General features: G+C 68.9%; 14 protein-coding genes, 1 pseudogene and 1 riboswitch. Of the genes and pseudogenes, 10 read left to right on the top strand and 5 right to left on the bottom strand.

Going from position 1 to position 17,385, the window contains the following annotated elements; translation table 11 throughout:
* The first annotated feature begins 75 nt into the window (after window positions 1-75).
* The 4 genes and pseudogenes from RPX00_RS11225 (at window position 76) to RPX00_RS11210 (ending at window position 5,718) form a co-directional block, all read left to right on the top strand.
* Window positions 76-705, top strand: a complete 630-nt coding sequence (locus RPX00_RS11225; RefSeq protein ID WP_406639451.1) for a L,D-transpeptidase — start codon at window positions 76-78, stop codon at window positions 703-705.
* Between the two features lie 92 nt (window positions 706-797).
* Window positions 798-3,768: pseudogene (locus RPX00_RS11220) on the top strand (PQQ-dependent sugar dehydrogenase).
* A gap of 46 nt (window positions 3,769-3,814) precedes the next feature.
* A riboswitch (ZMP/ZTP riboswitch) is annotated at window positions 3,815-3,905 on the top strand.
* A 25-nt stretch (window positions 3,906-3,930) separates the two neighbouring features.
* Window positions 3,931-4,761 carry a dihydropteroate synthase gene (gene folP, locus RPX00_RS11215; protein ID WP_406639450.1) on the top strand — a complete coding sequence of 277 codons (831 nt, stop codon included), beginning with the start codon at window positions 3,931-3,933 and terminating at the stop codon, window positions 4,759-4,761.
* Window positions 4,762-4,764: 3 nt separating this feature from the next.
* A complete protein-coding gene (locus RPX00_RS11210) occupies window positions 4,765-5,718 on the top strand; it encodes a threonine/serine dehydratase (RefSeq protein ID WP_406639449.1) in 954 nt (317 codons plus the stop codon).
* A 42-nt stretch (window positions 5,719-5,760) separates the two neighbouring features.
* Here RPX00_RS11210 and RPX00_RS11205 read toward each other — a convergent pair whose 3' ends face one another.
* Complete coding sequence (locus tag RPX00_RS11205) at window positions 5,761-7,278, bottom strand: 3-hydroxyacyl-CoA dehydrogenase (RefSeq protein WP_406639448.1); 1,518 nt, start codon at window positions 7,276-7,278, stop codon at window positions 5,761-5,763.
* A gap of 50 nt (window positions 7,279-7,328) precedes the next feature.
* On the bottom strand, window positions 7,329-8,009 hold the full coding sequence (locus tag RPX00_RS11200; RefSeq protein WP_406639447.1) for a TetR/AcrR family transcriptional regulator: 681 nt from the start codon (window positions 8,007-8,009) through the stop codon (window positions 7,329-7,331).
* A 125-nt stretch (window positions 8,010-8,134) separates the two neighbouring features.
* On the opposite strand from RPX00_RS11200, the gene RPX00_RS11195 reads away from it, so the two are divergent.
* A complete protein-coding gene (locus tag RPX00_RS11195) occupies window positions 8,135-8,581 on the top strand; it encodes a nitroreductase family deazaflavin-dependent oxidoreductase (RefSeq protein ID WP_406639446.1) in 447 nt (148 codons plus the stop codon).
* A gap of 1 nt (window position 8,582) precedes the next feature.
* Here RPX00_RS11195 and RPX00_RS11190 read toward each other — a convergent pair whose 3' ends face one another.
* Entirely contained in the window at window positions 8,583-8,777 is a 195-nt protein-coding gene (locus RPX00_RS11190) for a hypothetical protein (protein ID WP_406639445.1), read from the bottom strand.
* Between the two features lie 63 nt (window positions 8,778-8,840).
* Window positions 8,841-9,392, bottom strand: coding sequence for a hypothetical protein (locus tag RPX00_RS11185; RefSeq protein ID WP_406639444.1), 552 nt, complete (start codon window positions 9,390-9,392; stop codon window positions 8,841-8,843).
* A 158-nt stretch (window positions 9,393-9,550) separates the two neighbouring features.
* Here RPX00_RS11185 and RPX00_RS11180 point away from each other — a divergent pair, with 158 nt between their 5' ends.
* From RPX00_RS11180 to RPX00_RS11170, 3 genes are read left to right on the top strand one after another with little or no spacing between them, the layout of a single operon-like run.
* Window positions 9,551-10,288, top strand: coding sequence for a response regulator transcription factor (locus tag RPX00_RS11180; RefSeq protein ID WP_406639443.1), 738 nt, complete (start codon window positions 9,551-9,553; stop codon window positions 10,286-10,288).
* A complete protein-coding gene (locus RPX00_RS11175) occupies window positions 10,263-11,726 on the top strand; it encodes a sensor histidine kinase (protein ID WP_406639442.1) in 1,464 nt (487 codons plus the stop codon). Before RPX00_RS11180 ends, RPX00_RS11175 begins: the two co-directional genes overlap by 26 nt.
* A gap of 45 nt (window positions 11,727-11,771) precedes the next feature.
* On the top strand, window positions 11,772-13,508 hold the full coding sequence (locus RPX00_RS11170; RefSeq protein ID WP_406639441.1) for a glycosyltransferase family 39 protein: 1,737 nt from the start codon (window positions 11,772-11,774) through the stop codon (window positions 13,506-13,508).
* Here RPX00_RS11170 and RPX00_RS11165 read toward each other — a convergent pair.
* Entirely contained in the window at window positions 13,495-14,400 is a 906-nt protein-coding gene (locus RPX00_RS11165; RefSeq protein ID WP_406639440.1) for a serine/threonine dehydratase, read from the bottom strand. The genes RPX00_RS11170 and RPX00_RS11165 overlap by 14 nt on opposite strands.
* 260 nt (window positions 14,401-14,660) lie before the next feature.
* Here RPX00_RS11165 and RPX00_RS11160 point away from each other — a divergent pair, with 260 nt between their 5' ends.
* Together RPX00_RS11160 and RPX00_RS11155 are read left to right on the top strand one after the other, a co-directional pair.
* Window positions 14,661-16,967, top strand: coding sequence for an ATP-binding protein (locus tag RPX00_RS11160; protein ID WP_406639439.1), 2,307 nt, complete (start codon window positions 14,661-14,663; stop codon window positions 16,965-16,967).
* A complete protein-coding gene (locus tag RPX00_RS11155) occupies window positions 16,964-17,383 on the top strand; it encodes a roadblock/LC7 domain-containing protein (RefSeq protein WP_378303976.1) in 420 nt (139 codons plus the stop codon). Before RPX00_RS11160 ends, RPX00_RS11155 begins: the two co-directional genes overlap by 4 nt.
* Window positions 17,384-17,385 lie beyond the last annotated feature (2 nt).

Raw genomic sequence — 17,385 nt, 5'->3', positions numbered from 1 at the left:
GGGGGTGACGGTCGTCTATTCGGGTGATACGGGTCCTGCCGAATGCGACCCGACCGAACGCGGGGGTACCGGATCGTGAAAAGGGTTCTGGTGGGGATGGCGGCGCTGGCCGCGGCTTTCGGGCTCGTGGCGTGCTCCGGCGGCACGGCCGGATCGGCTTCCGGCGGCGGCGCGGTTCCCGCCGCGGCGAGTGTGCCGACCACCTCGGCGAGCGCGCCGACCAGCAGTTCCGCCGCCCCGGCGACCAGCAGCACACCGCCGAGCACCCCGCAGAGCACCAGCGCGAAGCCAAAGCCCGCTCCGAAGCCCAAGCCGAAGGCCGACCCGGTGAGCACCGCCGACGTCCCGTGCGCGGCGGCCGCCGCCGCGTCGGGCACCAGCGCCTGCGTGGACATCTCCGCGCACCGCGCCTGGCTGCTGCAGGACGGCAAGGTGATCTACGGCCCCGTCTCGATGCTGCCCGGGCGCAAGGGGCACGCGACCCCGACCGGCACGTTCCACGTGCTGTCCAAGGAAAAGATGCACCTGAGCAAGCAGTTCGACAACGCGCCGATGCCGAACTCGGTCTTCTTCTACCCGGGTGACGCGTTCCACACCGGCAGCCTGAAGGTGTACTCGCACGGCTGCATCCACCTGTCGGCGACGTCGTCGCTGCGGTTCTTCAACACCCTGCACATCGGCGACGTGGTCCAGGTCGTGCCCTGACCCAGCGCATCACGGTCGGATAAATATCACCCGATAGAGGCAACTCCATCCCCCTTTGAGCGATTACCGAACGCTCAGAAAGGGGGCCTTGGATGGCCTGGCGCACGCTCCGTTCCCTGCTCGCGGCCGCACTCGCGGTGGTCGCCGTCCCCGCCGTCGCCCCGGCGGCGGCAGCCGACACTCCGGCGCTGCCGCCGGGGTTCGTCCTGCGGGACCGGCCGACCGGGCTCGGGGAGTACGAGTTCACCGACTTCGCCTGGCTGCCCGACGACAGCGTGCTGGCGCTCGGCAAATCCGGCGTCGTCAACTGGGTCCCGGCGGAAGGCGACGGCGCGCCGGAGCGGATCGCGACCTTCCCGGTCGAAACGCAGGGCGACATGGGCCTCACCAGCATCGCGCTCGCGCCGGACTACGCCGCCTCGCACCAGATCTACCTCAACCGCTCGGTCTCGCTGGGCGGCGGCCAGTACACGCTGCGCGCCGCGAAGTTCACCGTGCAGCTGGATGACGCGGGTCATCCGTCCGGACTGACCGGCGAGCAGGTGATTTTCGACCTGCCCGGCAGCCCGTATTACATCCACGGCCTGGACACGGTCTATCCCGCGCCGGACGGCACGCTCTGGTACTCCGTCGGGGACAACGGCGACGCGGGCAAGACCAATCCGGTCGCCTTCGTCGCGCAGGACCTCGACTCGCCGTTCGGCAAAATCCTGCACCTCACCGCGGACGGCAAGGGCGTCCCGAGCAATCCGTACTACAACGCCGCGGCACCGGATTCCGCACGTAGCAAGGTGTTCGCCAGCGGGTTCCGCAATCCGTTCCGCTTCATTCTCGACCCGAAGAGCGGCCTGCCCGTGGTGGGCGACGTCGGCTGGTACACCTGGGAAGAGCTGGACGTCGTGCAGCCTGGCGCGAATCTCGCCTGGCCTTGTTACGAGGGAAACCATCTGACGCCGGGGTATTCGACTGACGCGCGTTGTGCGTCCGTGGTGAACACGCCGCCGTTGTGGGACTACCAGCACGGGACTGGTCCGGCGCAGGGCAACAGCGTCACTGGCGGAATTGTCTATGGGGGAAGTACTTATCCCGCTGCTTACCAGGGCGCGTACTTCTTCGGGGACTACGCCGGGCAGAAGATCTGGACGCTTCGTTACGACGCTCAGGGGCGGCTCACGCAGGCACCGGTGAGTCCGGCGCCGTTCCAGAATGTTGGTGGGGTTACCCGGATTTCTGCCGCGCCCAATGGGGATATCGTCTTCACGGATCTCAACTCCGGGGTGCTGCGTCGGTTGAGTTACTCGACGAACAACGCTGCGCCGGTGGCTAAGGCGACGTCGACGACGGATCCGGATACTCGGACGGTTTCCTTTGACGCCAGTGGTTCTACGGATGCTGACGGTGATCAGCTCACCTATTCCTGGGACTTCGGCGATGGAAGCACTGATGATGGCGTTCAGGTCAGCCATCAGTATGGGGCTGGTGATTCGTTTACCGCGAAGTTGACTGTCACGGACCCGCTGGGGGCGGCTGGGACTTCGACGGTTGCTGTTGCGCCCGGGAATCACTCGCCGGTGCTTGATTTGTCCGCTCCGGACAAGGACTTCGCGGTGGGTGAGCCGGTTTCGTTGTCCGCCACGGCTACTGATGTTGAGGACGGCAGCCTTCCCATTACCTGGACGACCTTGATTAGGCACTGCCCGGATCTTGGTGCTTGTCACGTGCATCCCGGTGACGGTGCGACTGGTCCGACGCTGACCACGTCGTTCACTGATCACACGGATTCTCGGATGGAGTTCACCGCCACGGTCACTGATCATGCGGGGGTGCAGGCTAGTAAGACGTATGTCGCTTACCCGCGCCAGCATCGGTTGACATTGGTCGGGACGCAGCCTGCCGCGCTGAGTATTCCGAGCGAGGGCGGGGTCAGCAGTGCGATGGTGACTGAGGGCGCGACGTTTGACGTGACCGCGGCGTTGGTCGGGACTGACGGGGCGTCTAAGTTCGTTGGGTGGCAAGGGGGTCCGGCTACCGCTTCGTGGTCTATCACCGTGGGGGCCGGTGATATGACGCTTACCGCGAACTACGTGACGGCGATTGATCAGCGGTATGCGGCCGAGCCTGGGCTGCGGAATTTGCTTGGTGCGCCTAGCGGTCCTGAGGTGGTTGACGGGCCGGTGCGGTATCGGGTTTATGCGAATGGGCGGTTGTACTGGTCCGCGCAGAGCGGGGTGCGGGAGATCGGCGGGCAGATCCTTGCCCGGTATCTGGCTATGGGCGGGCATCGGGTTTATGGGCCGCCGGTCACGGATGAGACTTCTGACTCCGGACGGGGTGGGCCGGTACAACCATTTGCTGGGTACGCCGGGGAGCCAGGCCGCGTCGGTGTACTGGACGCCGTCGACCGGAGCGCATTCCGTCCAGGGGCAGATTCGGGCTAAGTGGGCTGCGCTCGGCTGGGAACGCGGGGTGGGGTATCCGACCACTGACGAGTCCGGGACTCCGGACGGGGTCGGGCGGTTCAATCACTTTACCGGTGGGTCGGTCTATTGGACGCCGTCCGGCGGCGCGCATCAGATTGGCGGGGCCATTCGGGACAAATGGGCCTCGCTGGGCTGGGAGCGGGGAATGGGGTATCCGACGACGGACGAGTCGATGACTCCGGACCGGGTGGGCCGGTACAACCACTTCACGATTGGCGGCTCTATCTACTGGACGCCGGGTACGGGGGCGCATCAGATCGGCGGGGCTATCCGGGACAAGTGGGCATCGCTCGGGTGGGAGCGCGGGCTTGGCTATCCGACTACCGACGAATCGGGCACTCCCAACGGAATCGCGCGGTACAACCACTTCACTGGCGGTGGTTCGGTTTACTGGAGCGCGGGTACGGGCGCGCATATGGTGCAGGGGGAGATCCGCAATCGGTGGGCCGCGCTGGGGTGGGAGAGAGGTTATCTCCGGCTGCCTACCTCGGACGAATACGCGGTCAGCGGCGGTGCGCGCAGCGATTTCCAGGGCGGGTACATTATTTTCCGCAACGGGAGGGCTTCGGATTATCGTTGGTGAGCAACCGAGTTCTCGGTGGTTCGCTCCGTCGATCCTTGCTACGGTGGGGTCGGGCCGTGACTGGCGTCTGGAGATGGATCACCATCGGGGAGCGGCCCCGTCCCTGTGACGTCGTGCCGTGCGCCTGGGCTCTTGTGGGATCGAGATCCGGGAGACACGGCGATGGTTGCTCATCTGGCTTCTTCGGGAGAATCCTGGCACCGGCCTCAGCTGGTGGGAATTGTCAACGTCACCGAGGACTCGTTCTCTGACGGCGGCAGGTTCTTGGCGCCGGCGGACGCGCTCGCGCAGGCACGCCGATTGCTGGCGGCGGGTGCGGACGTCGTCGAACTCGGCCCCGCGGCGAGTCATCCGGGTGCCGAGCCGGTGACCGCCGACGAGGAGATGCGGCGGCTGGACGCGGTCCTGGACCACCTGGTCGCCGCGGGCGTTCCCGTGTCGGTCGACTCGTTCCAGCCCCGGACCCACCGGTTCGCCGCCGCTCGGGGTGCCGCGTTTCTCAACGACGTCAAGGGGTTTCCCGACCCTGGGCGGTACGCGGAGCTGGCCGATGCCGGGTGCCGCCTGATCGTCATGCACTCGGTGCGGCGCACAGGGCGCACCGATCCGCGAACGGTGCTCACTGGGCTGGAGCGATTCTTCGACGAGCGGCTGGCCGCGCTCCAGGCCGGAGGCATCGACCGCGAACGGCTGATCATCGATCCCGGACTCGGCTACTTTCTCGGCACCACCCCGGAACCGTCGCTGGCCGTCCTCGCCAGGCTGCACGCGATCAGAACCCGGTTCGGCGTCCCGGTCATGGTCTCGCCGTCGCGGAAGTCGTTTCTCCGGGCGGTCACCGGACGGACGCTGGCGGAGATCGGGCCGGCCAGCCTGGCCGCGGAGCTGTACGCCGCCAGACACCGCGTCGACTTCATCCGAACCCACGACGTCGCCGCGCTTCGGGACGCACTCACTGTTCTTGCCGCTTTAGACCGTCACACCGGGAGCTGACCGATGACGCGCCTCGACACCGCTTCGATCCGGGCGGCCCGCCAGTGGATCGACCCGACCTTTCTCGACACTCCGCTATACCGCTGCGAGGGGCTGGAGCCCGACCTCGGGTGCGCGGTGAGCATCAAGCTCGAAACGGCGAACCCGGTCCGCAGCTTCAAGGCCCGCGGCACCGAAATAGTCGCCAGTTCGCTCGCCGGCAACGGCTCGTCCGCGGTCGTATGCGCGAGTGCGGGCAACCTCGGCCAAGCCCTCGCCTGGTCCGGTCGCGGCCGGGGGCTCGACGTCACCGTCGTGGCGTCCCGCTTCGCGCCCGCGGTCAAACTTGAGCGCATCCGCGCGTTGGACGCCAAGCTGGAATTGGTGGACGGAGACATCGAAGCGGCTCGCGACCGAGCGGCGGCCATCGCACGACGTGACGGCATCCGGCTGGTCGAAGACAGCCTCGACCTCGAGACCTGCGAGGGCGCGGCGACCATCGGCCTCGAACTGGTGGACGCCGCGCCCCCGTTCGACGTCGTACTGATCGCACTGGGCGGCGGGGCGATGGCCACCGGGGTGGGCCACGTGCTCAAGGACTGCGCGCCGGGCGTCGAGGTCGTCTGCGTTCAGCCACTGGGCGCACCGGCGATGACGCACTCGTGGCATCAGCGGCGCGTCGTCACGACCGACTCGACCGAGACCATCGCCGACGGTGTCGCCGGCCGCTACCCCATCCCGGCCGTCCTGGACGACCTCCTCCTGGTCGCCGACGACGCCGTCCTGGTCAAGGAGGCGTCGATCATCGCCGGGATGCGATTGCTGCTTGACCGGGCCGGACTCGTCGTCGAACCGTCGGCCGCGCTCGGCGTCGCGGCGATTCTCGAGAATCGGGAGCGCTTCGCCGGACGGCACGTGGTCACCATCGTCTGCGGGAGCAACGTCGATCCGGCAGACTACCGCCGCTGGGTCGATTGATGCCTGCATGACGGCGGTGGAGCGGTGCCACCGACAAAAACCTCAGACGAGATCAGCCGGACGGGTACCGATGGAGGCCAGCGGCAGTCCCAGCGCCACCCGTTCAGCCAGCCAGCCGCTAGGCCGGTAGCGCGGATCACCGGTCGCGCGGAACAGGCCGTTCAGGATGCGCAGGACCTTCTCCGGCCCGACCAGATCGCCCCACTCCAGCGGTCCGCGCGGGTAGCCAAGACCCAGCCGCACGGCGGTGTCGATGTCGGCCGGGGCGGCCAAGCCCTGGTCGGCGATGTAGCAAGCCGTGTTGATGATGGACGCCAGCAGCCGCTGTGCGATGGGAGCGGCACCGTCGCGGACGACCGTTACCGGGGTGCCGGTCGCGGCTAGGGCGCCCCAGGCGGCGCGGCCGTAGTGCGGGTCCAGTCCAGGGTGGACAGACAGGGTGAAGCGCGATTCGTAGCCCAGCGCGTCGATTCCGCAGACGCGGGCGGCTGGCAGTTCCAGTTGCCGCGCAGCTTCCACAGTGGACTCTCCGCGCAGGGTCACCAGCAGCACGGTGTCCGGGTAGGCATCGGGAACGACGTCGACGCCGGCGGCGGACAGGAGGCGGCCCAGGCGTTCGTCCGCGGCGTAGACCGGCAGGGTGGGGACGGGCGGGGCGGTCGGCTCGGCGGGGAGTTCTTGTTTTCCGTCGGGGTAGCGGTAAAAGCCTTCGCTGGTTTTGCGGCCGAAGAGTCCGGCGGCGACGCGCGGGCGGGTGAGCCAGGACGGGCGCAGGCGTGGTTCGGAGTGGAAGCCGCTCCAGATGCTTTCCAGGACCGCGTGCGAGACGTCCAGTCCGGTGAGGTCCAGCAGTTCGAACGGGCCGAGTTTGAGACCGAGCACGTCGCGTGCGATGCGGTCGATTTCGGCTGGTTCGGCGAGGGATTCGGAAAGGATTTGCAGGGCCTCGGTGTTCAGGCCGCGGCCCGCGTGGTTGACCAGGAAGCCGGGGGCGTCCTTGGCCAGCACGGGTTCGTGGCCCCAGCTGCGCACCAGTCCGAGTGCTTCGCCCGGCAGCCAGTCCGCGGTGCGCGCGCCGGGGATGACCTCGACCAGTCGCATCAGCGGGACCGGGTTGAAGAAGTGCAGGCCGACCATTCGTGCCGGGTCGGACAGCGCCGCGGCGATTTCGGTGACGGACAGTGAGCTGGTGTTGGTCGCGAAAACCGCGTCCGGGCCGCAGATTTTCTCGAGATCGGCGAACAGCGTGCGCTTCGTTTCGAGGTCCTCGCGGACGGCCTCGATCACCAGGTCCACGCCGTCGGCCGGGGCGAGCGGGCCGTCTACCGGGACCAGGCGGTCCTTCGCCGCGCGGCCGGACTCCTCGGTCAGTTTGCCCTTGGCGACCAGCCGGTCGACCATCGCGCTGACGTGCTCGATCGCCGCGTCGACCGCGCCCGGCTGCACGTCCGCGAGTTCCACGGTGGCTCCGCCGGTCGCGGCGAGCTGGACGATGCCGCGTCCCATCACCCCAGTGCCGATCACCCGGATCCTGCCGACCCGCTCGGCCCATCCCGTCACGTCGAACCCACCTTTCCGTTGTGGCGCGCCAACGGCGAACCTACCCCGGACTACAGACCCACGAAGTCCGCCATCTGCCCGATCAGGTGCTCGAAGTACGCGTCGGCCGGGTCGACACTGCCGACGTACTGGCCGAACAGCTCGAAGTTGAGCGCGCCGAACAGCTGCGTCCACGCGGCTATGGCGCGCATCACTACCTCGGCTGGCGCGTCGAGGTCCAGCAACTGAGTGAGCTGATCGGCCTGCGCCCGCAGCTCCGCGGACATCGGCGCGGTGACGGCTGGCTCGTGCGGATGGGCGTCGCGCAGCACCCCGACCAGCGCGAACGCGACCCGTCCGGCGGGCGCGACGGTGTCCTGCGGCGCTTGGTAGCCCGGGATCGGCGAGCCGTAGATCAGCGCGTACTCGTGCGGGTTCGCGCGCGCCCACTCGCGAGTCGCGCGCCAGATGCTTCGCCAGCGCGTACGCGGGTCGCCGGTGCGCGGGTCGGCCTGCTCGGCTGCCTCGCCGATGGCGTTGTACGCGTCGACGATCAGCGCCGTGAGCAGCTGGTCTCGGCTCGGGAAGTACCGGTACAGCGCCGACGAGACCATCCCGAGTTCGCGCGCGACCGCGCGCAGCGACAGCCCGTGCGCGCCGACCTCGGCCAGCTGGCGGCGGGCCTCGTCCTTGATCTCGCGGGTCATCTCGGCGCGGACCCGTTCGCGGGCGGTCCGGGGGGCGGCAGTCATGCGATCAGTGTGCCTCGGTTGAGAGCGCTGCGCAAAACCGAGAGCACTGCTCTTGACTCGAAGCAAACGAAGGTGTTCACTGTTCACAACAGAGAGCACTGCTCTCGCAAACCGAGGAGGAACCCATGACCAGCACTCGCTACCTCGAACCGAGCAAGTCGACGGCGGCGTTCAACGGCGTCGTCCGCGGGCTCACCAAGCTCGGCCTGAGCGTGTGGGGCAGCCGGGTGCTGGGCGTCCGCGGCCGCAAGTCCGGCGAACTGCGCGAGGTGCCGGTGAACCTGCTGCCGTTCGAGGGCAAGCAGTACCTGGTGGCGGCGCGCGGCGAGACCCAGTGGGTGCGAAACCTGCGCGCCGCGGGCGAGGGCCAGCTGACGGTCGGACGTCGCACTCAGACGTTCACCTACCGCGAGCTGTCCAACGAGGAGAAGCCCGCGGTGCTGCGCTCGTACCTCAAGCGCTGGGCGTTCGAGGTCGGCGCGTTCTTCGACGGGGTGAACGCGAAGGCTCCGGAAGAGAAGCTGCTGGAGATCGCGCCGGGCTACCCGGTGTTCGAAATTTTCACCAAGTAAGTCAGCGCGTGCGTTTCCGGAACGTGGTCGCCGCGACGAGGACCACGCCGACCAGGAACGCGACCAGCCCGATCAGGAACCACAGCTTCTGCCCGGTCATGAAGCTGCCGGTCAGCACGCCGACGCCCTGCAGCACCCACACCGCGCCGACGAGCACCAACACCACACCGCAAGCCAGCGTGATCCACCGCTTCACGACCGCCTCCTCACCCGCTGCGAAGGGAACCTTGAGAAATTCTCTCAAGGTCCCCTCCTCGGGCTAATTGCGGCGGCGAGGTTGTCCGTTGCCGAACTGCTGGGCTTCGCCGAGCGAGGTCGCGGTGGCGGTGGTGCCCTGCACCTTCGCGATCACCGTGACGTTGTCGCCGGATTTCGGCGAACCGGTCTTCGCGGTAGCCGAATCCAGCGTGTACGTCTGCTTGTAGCCGTCCTTGCTCGTCAGGGTCACCGACGTGGCGCTGAGTTCGGTGATCGTCCCGGTCTGCATCCGCTCGGTGGTGTACCCGCCGGACTGATCGGCCACCACGAAATCGCCGTGCAACGCCTCGCGCATCACGGTCATCCCGCCGCCGCGTCCAGCGAACCCGCCGGGGCCGCCCGGTCCGCCGAATCCGCCGGGGCCCTGCTGTGCGGACGCGTCATTACCGCTGGTGCCCGCCCAGATCGCCAGCCCGCCGCCGACCGCGATCACCACCGCGACCCCGGCCGCGATCGCGGTTTTGCGACCCGACCACGACTTCCCCTGGCCGCCGCCGGGTGCGGGAGCGGGTTGCTCTCCCCAGGTCGCGCCCTCTGCTGGATCGGTCGTCATGGTCTCCTCCGGAAAGGTTCGCGCTTGTCCCTTCCGAGAGTCGGGCCGAGCGCTGTGCGGAAGCTGTGCCGGAAGTGGGGAACGCCTGTGCGGCGCCGCACAGGAAACACACAGCTGGGCCACAGCTCGACCTGAAGACCGGCCCCGAAGATGGCACGATGAGCAACGTGAGCCGGGGCAAGGCCGAATTGCGCCGCGCGGACGGCAGCCCGGTCCGCGTGCTGGTCGTCGACGACGAGTCGACGCTGGCCGAACTCGTGTCGATGGCCCTGCGGATGGAGGGCTGGGAGGTGCGCAGCGCCGGCACCGGGGCCGAAGCGGTGCGCGTCGGCCGCGATTTCCGGCCGGACGCCGTGGTGCTCGACGTGATGCTGCCCGATTTCGACGGGCTCGAGGTGCTGCGCCGGATGCGGGCCGAAATGCCGTATCTGCCGGTGCTGTTCCTGACCGCGAAGGACGCGGTGGAGGACCGGATCGCCGGGCTCACCGCGGGCGGCGACGATTACGTGACCAAGCCGTTCAGCCTGGAAGAGGTGGCGCTGCGGCTGCGCGCGCTGCTGCGCCGGGCGGGCGGGGTCTCCGGTTCGACCGGGTCGCAGCTCGTGGTCGGCGACCTGACCCTGGACGAGGACAGCCGCGAGGTGCATCGCGGCGGTGACCTGGTGCCGCTCACCGCGACCGAATTCGAGCTGCTGCGTTATCTGATGCGCAATCCGCGCCGGGTGCTGTCGAAGGCGCAGATCCTCGACCGCGTGTGGAGCTACGATTTCGGCGGGCAAGCCAATATCGTCGAGCTGTACATTTCCTATCTCCGCAAGAAAATCGACGCCGATCGGGAACCGATGATCCACACCATGCGCGGCGCCGGATATGTCCTCAAACCCGCCGCGGGCTGAGCGCCGCCGTCCGTGGTCCCTGCGCCGCAGGCTGATCGTGCAGCTGGCGGCGCTGCTCGCGTTGGTCTGCCTGGTGGTCGGCGTGGTTACCGAACTCGCGTTGAACAGTTTCCTCGTCGGCCAGCTCGACGGACAGCTGGCGGCGGCGAGCGATCGCGGGTTCCGGCACGGCGTGCCGCGCCCGCCCATCAACGGTCCGGGGAAACTGCCGCCGGATCCGCTGCGCGTGCTCGGCCAGCCGGAGGGGACGCTCAGCCTGACTGTCCACGACGGAATCGTCAACGGGCAGGTGATCGGCCCGTTCGGCCTCATCCCGCTGACCCCGGACCAGGACCGGGTCCTGCTCACCCTCGCCCCGAACGGCCAGCGCCGCACGGTCGATCTTTCCGGGAAGCTCGGGAAGTACCGCGTGGTCGCGGCCTATTCGCCGCGCGGCGAGTTCACCGTGATCGGGCTGCCGATGAATCGCGTCACGGAGACGTTGTGGCGGCTGGGCTTCATTTTCGGCGGGGTCGCGCTCGGCGGCATTCTCGTCGCCGGGTTCGCCGGCGCGGTCACGATCCGGCGCACGATGGCTCCGCTGGACCGGCTCGCCGCCACCGCTTCCCGGGTGTCCGAACTGCCGCTGGACCGCGGCGAGGTCGCGCTGTCCGAGCGAGTGCCCGAAGTGGACACTGACCCGAGGACCGAGGTCGGCAAGGTCGGTTCGGCGATCAACCGGATGCTCGGCCACATCGCCGGCGCGCTCGCGGCCCGCCAGGCCAGCGAAAGCCGGGTGCGCCAGTTCGTCGCGGACGCGAGCCATGAATTGCGCACGCCGCTCGCCGCCATTCGCGGGTACGCGGAATTGACCCGGCGCAGCGGCGAACAGGTGCCGCCGAACATCGCGTTCGCGATGAGCCGGGTCGAATCCGAATCGGCGCGGATGACGACTCTGGTGGAGGATTTGCTGCTGCTCGCCCGGCTCGACTCCGGGCGTCCGGTGGTGCACGAGCCGGTCGATCTGTCCCGGCTGGTCGCGGACGCGGTCGCCGATTCGCACGTCGCCGGCCCGGAACACAAGTGGCTGCTGGAACTTCCCGGTGAACCGATCACGGTGCTCGGCGATTCCGGGCAACTGCACCAGGTGGTGCTGAATCTCCTCGGCAACGCTCGCGCCCACACGCCCGCCGGGACCACGGTGACGACCGCATTGTCCACACAAGACGGTTGGGCTACTTTGTCCGTTGTGGACGATGGGCCGGGAATTCCGCCGGACATCCTGCCCGAGGTATTCGAGCGGTTCGCCCGCGGCGACAATTCGCGTTCGCGCGCCGCTGGAAGTACCGGGCTGGGGCTGGCCATTGTGGCGGCAGTTGTGGCCGCGCATTCCGGGCGGGTGCATGTCGCCAGTCGGCCCGGGCGTACTGAATTCGTGGCGTCGTTTCCGCAATCGTGAAGGATTCACAGCCCGCGCACAGCACGGGCCGTGAGAATGACGGGCATGACGACTGTCGTCGCGCCACGCTGGGTGCGCCCCGCGGTCGCGGTGCTGCTGCTGGGCACCGCCGCGTTGTATCTCACGAATGTCGCGATTTCCGGCTGGGGCAATGATTTCTACGCGATGGCCGTGCAAGCGGGCACGTGGGACTGGAAAGCGTGGTTCTTCGGTTCGCTCGACCCGGGCAACGTGGTCACCGTCGACAAACCGCCCCTTTCCCTGTGGGTGATGGGATTATCCGGGCGGATCTTCGGATTTTCCAGCTGGAGCATGCTGGCGCCGGACGCGCTCGCCGGGGTCGGTTCGGTCGGCCTGCTGTATCTGGCGGTGCGGCGGCTTTCCGGTCCAGCCGCCGGATTGCTGGCCGGGGCGTTGCTCGCGCTCACTCCGGTTGCCGCGCTGATGTTCCGCTTCAACAACCCGGACGCGTTCCTGGTGCTGCTTCTCGTGGCGGGCGGATACTTTCTGGTGCGAGCGCTGGAACAGGCGAGCACGAAGTGGCTGCTGCTGGCGGGTGTCGCGATCGGATTCGGATTCCTCGACAAAATGCTGCAGGCGTTTCTAGTGTTGCCAGCGTTCGTGCTCGCGTACGCGGTGGCCGCGCCGACTTCGCTGCGGCGGCGGGTGTGGCAGTTGCTCGCCGCTGCCGGTGCGGTGGTGGTCTCGGCGGGTTGGTGGGTGCTGACGGTGGCGTTGTGGCCGGTTGCCGATCGTCCGTACATCAGTGGGTCGTCGAATAACAGCGTGCTGGAATTAGCCTTCGGATACAACGGACTTGGCCGGATTTTCGGGCAGTCGCACGGTGGGGACCCGCGGCCGAAATTGCCCGGCCACGGCCAGGCGGGCTTGACTCGCTTGTTCACGCAGCAATTCGGCGGTGAGGCGTCCTGGCTGTTGCCCGCGGCGTTGATCGGGCTCGTGGCCGGGTTGTGGTTCACCCGGCGTGCGCCGCGGACTGATCGTACTCGGGCGGCGCTGGTGCTGTGGGGTGCTTGGACGGCGATCAGCGCGCTCGTGTTCAGCTACATGAGCGGGATCATCCATCCGTACTACACGGTCGCGCTCGCGCCGGGAATCGCTGCCACCGTGGCGATTTCCGCGACCGAGCTGTGGCGCGGCCGTGCGTATCTCGCGCCGCGCGTGGTGCTCGCGGTGATGCTGGCGGCGACGGTCGCGTGGAGTTTTGTCCTCCTGCACCGGACGCCGAGCTGGCAGCCGTGGGTCCGGTACGCCGTGTTGGTGCTCGGCGTCTTGGGCGTGGTCGCGTTGCTGGTCGGGACTGCGCGACGAACCGTCGCGGTGCTGGCACTCGTGGCCGCGCTGCTGGGGATGGCGTCCTTCACGGTGGCTACTGCTTCGACGGCGCATACCGGTGGCAGTCCGGCGTCCGGGCCGCAACGGCGCGCCAGTTTCGGCAAGCCGCAACAGTCCAATGTGGCATTGGATCGGCTGCTGGAGACCGCGACGACGAAGTGGGCCGCCGCGGAAACCGGCGCGATGCAGGCCGCCGGGCTCGCGTTGAACAGCGGCAAACCGGTGCTCGCGGTCGGCGGGTTCAGCGGCCGAGACCCGGCTCCGACGCTCGCGCAATTCCAGCAGTACGTGGCGAGCGGGGACATCCGCTACTTCGTCGTCGGCGGTCGGGGCAGCCGAATCGGGAAGGTTACGACCTGGGTCCAGCAGCACTTCCCCGCCACCGCGGTCGGCAACGCGAAGGTCTACGACCTCACGCGAAGGTGACCGAGGTGTTGGCTCCGCACAAGACAAAACACGGCAACTCGGCCGGAATGCGCCCGGCGAGCCAAGCGGCCAGCGGTGCCGCGGCGGCCGGTTCGACGACGAGCCGGAAGTCGCGCCACAGCAGGTCACGCGCGGCGAGGATCTCGTCGTCGGATACCAGGACGGACGTGACGGCCGGCGAGCTGAGGATGCCGAAGGCCAGCTCGCCGACGCGGGTCGCGCCGAGTGCGGAGGCGGCGACCGAGTCGATGGTGACGTCCACCGGTTCGCCCGCGTCGAGGGCGGCGTGCAGCGCCTGGCAATTCTCCGGTTCCACTGCGAACACCTGACGGCCGTCGGCGGCCAGCGTCGCGCCCGAAGCCAGCCCGCCGCCGCCGACCGCGACGGCGATGGCATCGACGTCTGGCGCGTCGGCCACGATCTCGGCAGTCGCGGTTCCTTGTCCGGCGATCACGTCGGCGTCGTCGTACGCGTGCAGGTAGCGGGTGCCGGGTTCCTCGGCGACCGCCAGCGCGGCTGCTGCGGCTTCGGAGTACGTGGCGCCGTGCCGGATCAGCTTCGCACCGGCCGCCTCGATGCCAGCGGCCTTCGCTTCGGGCACGGTCTGCGGCACGTAGACCACCGCGGGGATACCCAGCGCTTGCGCGGCGGTGGCGACGCCGAGGCCGTGATTGCCGCCCGACGCGGTGACCACGCGCTTCGGCGCGGGCCCGGTGAGCAGGGCGTTTACCGCGCCGCGGAGCTTGAACGAACCGGACCGCTGGAGCTGCTCCAGCTTGAGCACCAGCGGACGACCGTCGATTTCAGTGCGTAACAGCGGCGTCCACCGGACGTGTGGCTTGAGGCGGATCGTGGCAGCGGCGACGTCGGCCGGGACAGGAGCGGTGCGCATAACGGTCATTCTCCTCTCCCGGGTGCTCGGCGCGTGCCGCTCGCCGGGAAAACCCCAGCGTGTCAGGGCGCGACACGGGGCAAGAGGGCATTGTCTAGATCTTGCGAGCCTCGCTAAGCTCTGCGCAGACGTGGGGTGTCCGACCATGTGCGTACCGCGACGAGTACTACCGAGAGTAGTAGCGTCCTGCGGGTGTCCCCGTTCGGTGCACTCCACGCCTCGGTCTCGTCGGGACTCCTCGGGAACGGAAGGTGACGTGGATGCGCGACGGCTCGGTCCGGTCGCACGAATCCGCTGCGCGGCTGCTCGACCGCCTCGGAATCCGCACTGTGCAGGCGAGAGTGACCGTGCTGGTCGTAGCTCCCCTGGTCCTGGTCGTGGCGGCGGCTGTTCCGCTCGTATTTACCCAGGTCAACGCCGTCTCGACAGCGGAGGCCACTTCGGACACCGCGGCCCGGGCGCAGCGCGCGGGCGCGCTGGTCGGGCAGTTGCAGCGGGAGAGCCTGCTCGCGGCCGCTTTTGTCGCTGATCCGTCGGCCACCAACGCCGCGCTCGTCCGGCAGCAGCAGACGGTGGACGGCGTCGCGGGCGGCCTGCTCAGCCCGGGCGGCGAACTGTCGAAACTGCGGCAGAACGCCATCGAAAGGCAGGTTTCCGTAGCTGATATCGCGTCTGGCTACGATTCCATGTCCACGGGGGTGATCGACGCACTGGGACTGGCCAAATCGGACAGTCCCGAGGCTCGGAAGCTTGACGCCTTGCTGCGCGCGAACGAGCAGCGCGCGGCCCGGGTGACCGCGCTGATCGCGTCCGCCGGAGTTGATCGCGCAGGTCAGCGCGCCGCCGTCTACGGAGAACAGTTCGCGAGGCTGGCCGGAAACCAGGACGCGGCACAGGTCGCCGCGGTCGAGACGGGGGCGACGGCTCAGCAGTTCGACCGCCTGGCCGCCGCGCCGCGACAGGACCCGCAGTTTGTGTCCGATGTGGTCACAGCGGGTACTCAGCTCGCCGATCAGCGCGGTGCGGTGGAAGCCCGGCTCACCGGAGCGATCGCCGCCGACGCCGCGTCGAAAGCGTCCAGTGCGACCCGGACGGCGTTCATCCTCGGCGGTGCCGCGATTGTCCTTTTCGGACTGGTTGCCGCGTTGTCCGTGCTGGCCGCGCGATCCGTCGCCCGGCCGCTGCGCCGGTTGAGCGGCCAAGCGCGCTCGACCGCCGACCTCGCCGCCGCTGAATTGGTTCAGGCCGCCGAGCCGGAAGCGGGCCCGCCGCAGCCGCTGCTGCCCGAACTCGACGCCGGGACCGGCGGCGAACTGGCCGAGCTGGCCGCCGCGTTCAACCGGCTCCGCGGCACGGCGGTGGACGCGGTGACCGCACAGGCGAACTCGCGTCGCGCCGGGGTGCAGCTGCTGGTCGGCGCGGCCAAACGCACGCAGAATCTGGTCGCCGGGCAGCGCACGGTGGTCGAGGAACTGGCCCGCGGCGCGGACGATCCGGTGTTGCTCGCCGGGTTGCACCGCGTCGAGCACGCCGCGCTCCGGCTGCGCCGCACCGCAGACGATCTGCTTGTGGTGACCGGGAATCGCGACGAAACCCGGGTCGGCGGCCCGATCGAACTGGCCACCGCGCTGCGCTCGGCCGCCGCGGAAATCGACGACGAGTCCCGGATCAAGATCGCCGATCCGGCCGAGGCGCTGCTCGCCCCGTCGCTGGGGATCGACCTGGTGCTGCTGTTCGCCGAGCTGCTGGAAAACGCCGCCGCGTTCTCGCCGCCGGAGTCGCCGGTCGAGGTCACGACGGAGTTCCAGCCGTCCGGCGATCTGCTGGTGCGCATCGCCGATCACGGCATCGGGCTGGCCGCGGACCGGCTGGCCGAGGAGAACCGCCGCCTCGCCGAACCGGTCGACGCGGCGTCCGGGCAGCAGCTCGGGCTGGCCGTGGTCGGCAGGCTCGCCCAGCGGCATTCGCTTGGCGTGGCACTGGAGTCCACTCCGGACGGTGGCGTGACGGCCCGCGTTTCGGTGCCGCAGGCGTTGTTCACCCGCGACGTCGATTTCCGTCGCGGGCCTGGGCTTTTCGAACCGGGCCAGGTGCCGGACCCGCGGCCGGTGCTGCTGCCGGCCCCCGCGATCGCCGCGCTGTCCGCGCCGACGCCAGCCGGGTTCCAGTGGTTCACCGATCCGCCCGAGCCCGAAGCCGAAACGACGCCCGAAGAGACACCGGAATGGCCGACGGCGGAACCCGAGTTCGCCTCCCTTACCGGCACGCTGGAAATTCCCGAAGAGTCCACTCCGGACACCCCGGAACCCGAACCAGACACCGCGGACCCGTCGCCGACGCATCAGTTCACCGTGGTGCCACCGGAATCCCGGGACGGCGTGTTCCGCCGTGTCCCCGGCGCGCAGCTCGCGCCCGGGCTCAAGCTCCCGCAGATCGTCCGTACCCCGTTGCCGCGCCGCGAGTTGCGCGATCCGGCCGCCGAGCGGGCTACCTTCGACGCGTTTTCCGACGGCGTCGCCAAAGCACGGCAAGTCACCGCCCAGCAGGCCGATCAAGGAGGATCATGACCGTTCCCGCCGCCGCGCAGAACTTCAACTGGCTGGTCAACCGCTTCGCGCTGCACACCGCCGGCGCGATCGCCGCGCTCGCGGTGTCCGCGGACGGGCTGTTGATCGCCGCGTCGCAGGACCTCGACCGCGCGGACGCCGACCGGCTCGCGGCGACCTGTTCGGCGATGCTCGCGCTGGCCCAGAGCGTGTCCGAAAGCCATCCGCTCGGCGATCCGGACAAGGTCGTGGTCGAACTGGAGCGCGGGTACCTGGTGGTCTGCACCATCAGCATCGGCTGCTCGCTCGGCGTGCTGGCGAACAAGCAGGCCAGCCTCGGCACGATCGCCTACGAGATGGCGATGTTCGCCAACCGCGCCTCCGAAGTCCTGACCCCCGCGCTGGTCGAGGAGTTGAAGAACACCGCGCTCGCCTGAAC

It is taken from the genome of Amycolatopsis sp. WGS_07, assembly GCF_045278895.1.
Classification (GTDB): domain Bacteria; phylum Actinomycetota; class Actinomycetes; order Mycobacteriales; family Pseudonocardiaceae; genus Amycolatopsis.
Note: the sequence above shows the minus strand (reverse complement) of the source record. Positions and strands in the feature narration are given on the sequence as shown.

Bases quoted from the DNA above. Each gene is read 5' to 3' on its own strand.
- folP (WP_406639450.1), top strand. From the start codon at position 3,931: ATGGTTGCTCATCTGGCTTCTTCGGGAGAATCCTGGCACCGGCCTCAG.
- RPX00_RS11210 (WP_406639449.1), top strand. From the start codon at position 4,765: ATGACGCGCCTCGACACCGCTTCGATCCGGGCGGCCCGCCAGTGGATC.
- RPX00_RS11200 (WP_406639447.1), bottom strand. From the start codon at position 8,009: ATGACTGCCGCCCCCCGGACCGCCCGCGAACGGGTCCGCGCCGAGATG.
- RPX00_RS11195 (WP_406639446.1), top strand. From the start codon at position 8,135: ATGACCAGCACTCGCTACCTCGAACCGAGCAAGTCGACGGCGGCGTTC.
- RPX00_RS11185 (WP_406639444.1), bottom strand. From the start codon at position 9,392: ATGACGACCGATCCAGCAGAGGGCGCGACCTGGGGAGAGCAACCCGCT.
- RPX00_RS11180 (WP_406639443.1), top strand. From the start codon at position 9,551: ATGAGCAACGTGAGCCGGGGCAAGGCCGAATTGCGCCGCGCGGACGGC.
- RPX00_RS11175 (WP_406639442.1), top strand. From the start codon at position 10,263: ATGTCCTCAAACCCGCCGCGGGCTGAGCGCCGCCGTCCGTGGTCCCTG.
- RPX00_RS11170 (WP_406639441.1), top strand. From the start codon at position 11,772: ATGACGACTGTCGTCGCGCCACGCTGGGTGCGCCCCGCGGTCGCGGTG.
- RPX00_RS11165 (WP_406639440.1), bottom strand. From the start codon at position 14,400: ATGCGCACCGCTCCTGTCCCGGCCGACGTCGCCGCTGCCACGATCCGC.
- RPX00_RS11160 (WP_406639439.1), top strand. From the start codon at position 14,661: ATGCGCGACGGCTCGGTCCGGTCGCACGAATCCGCTGCGCGGCTGCTC.
- RPX00_RS11155 (WP_378303976.1), top strand. From the start codon at position 16,964: ATGACCGTTCCCGCCGCCGCGCAGAACTTCAACTGGCTGGTCAACCGC.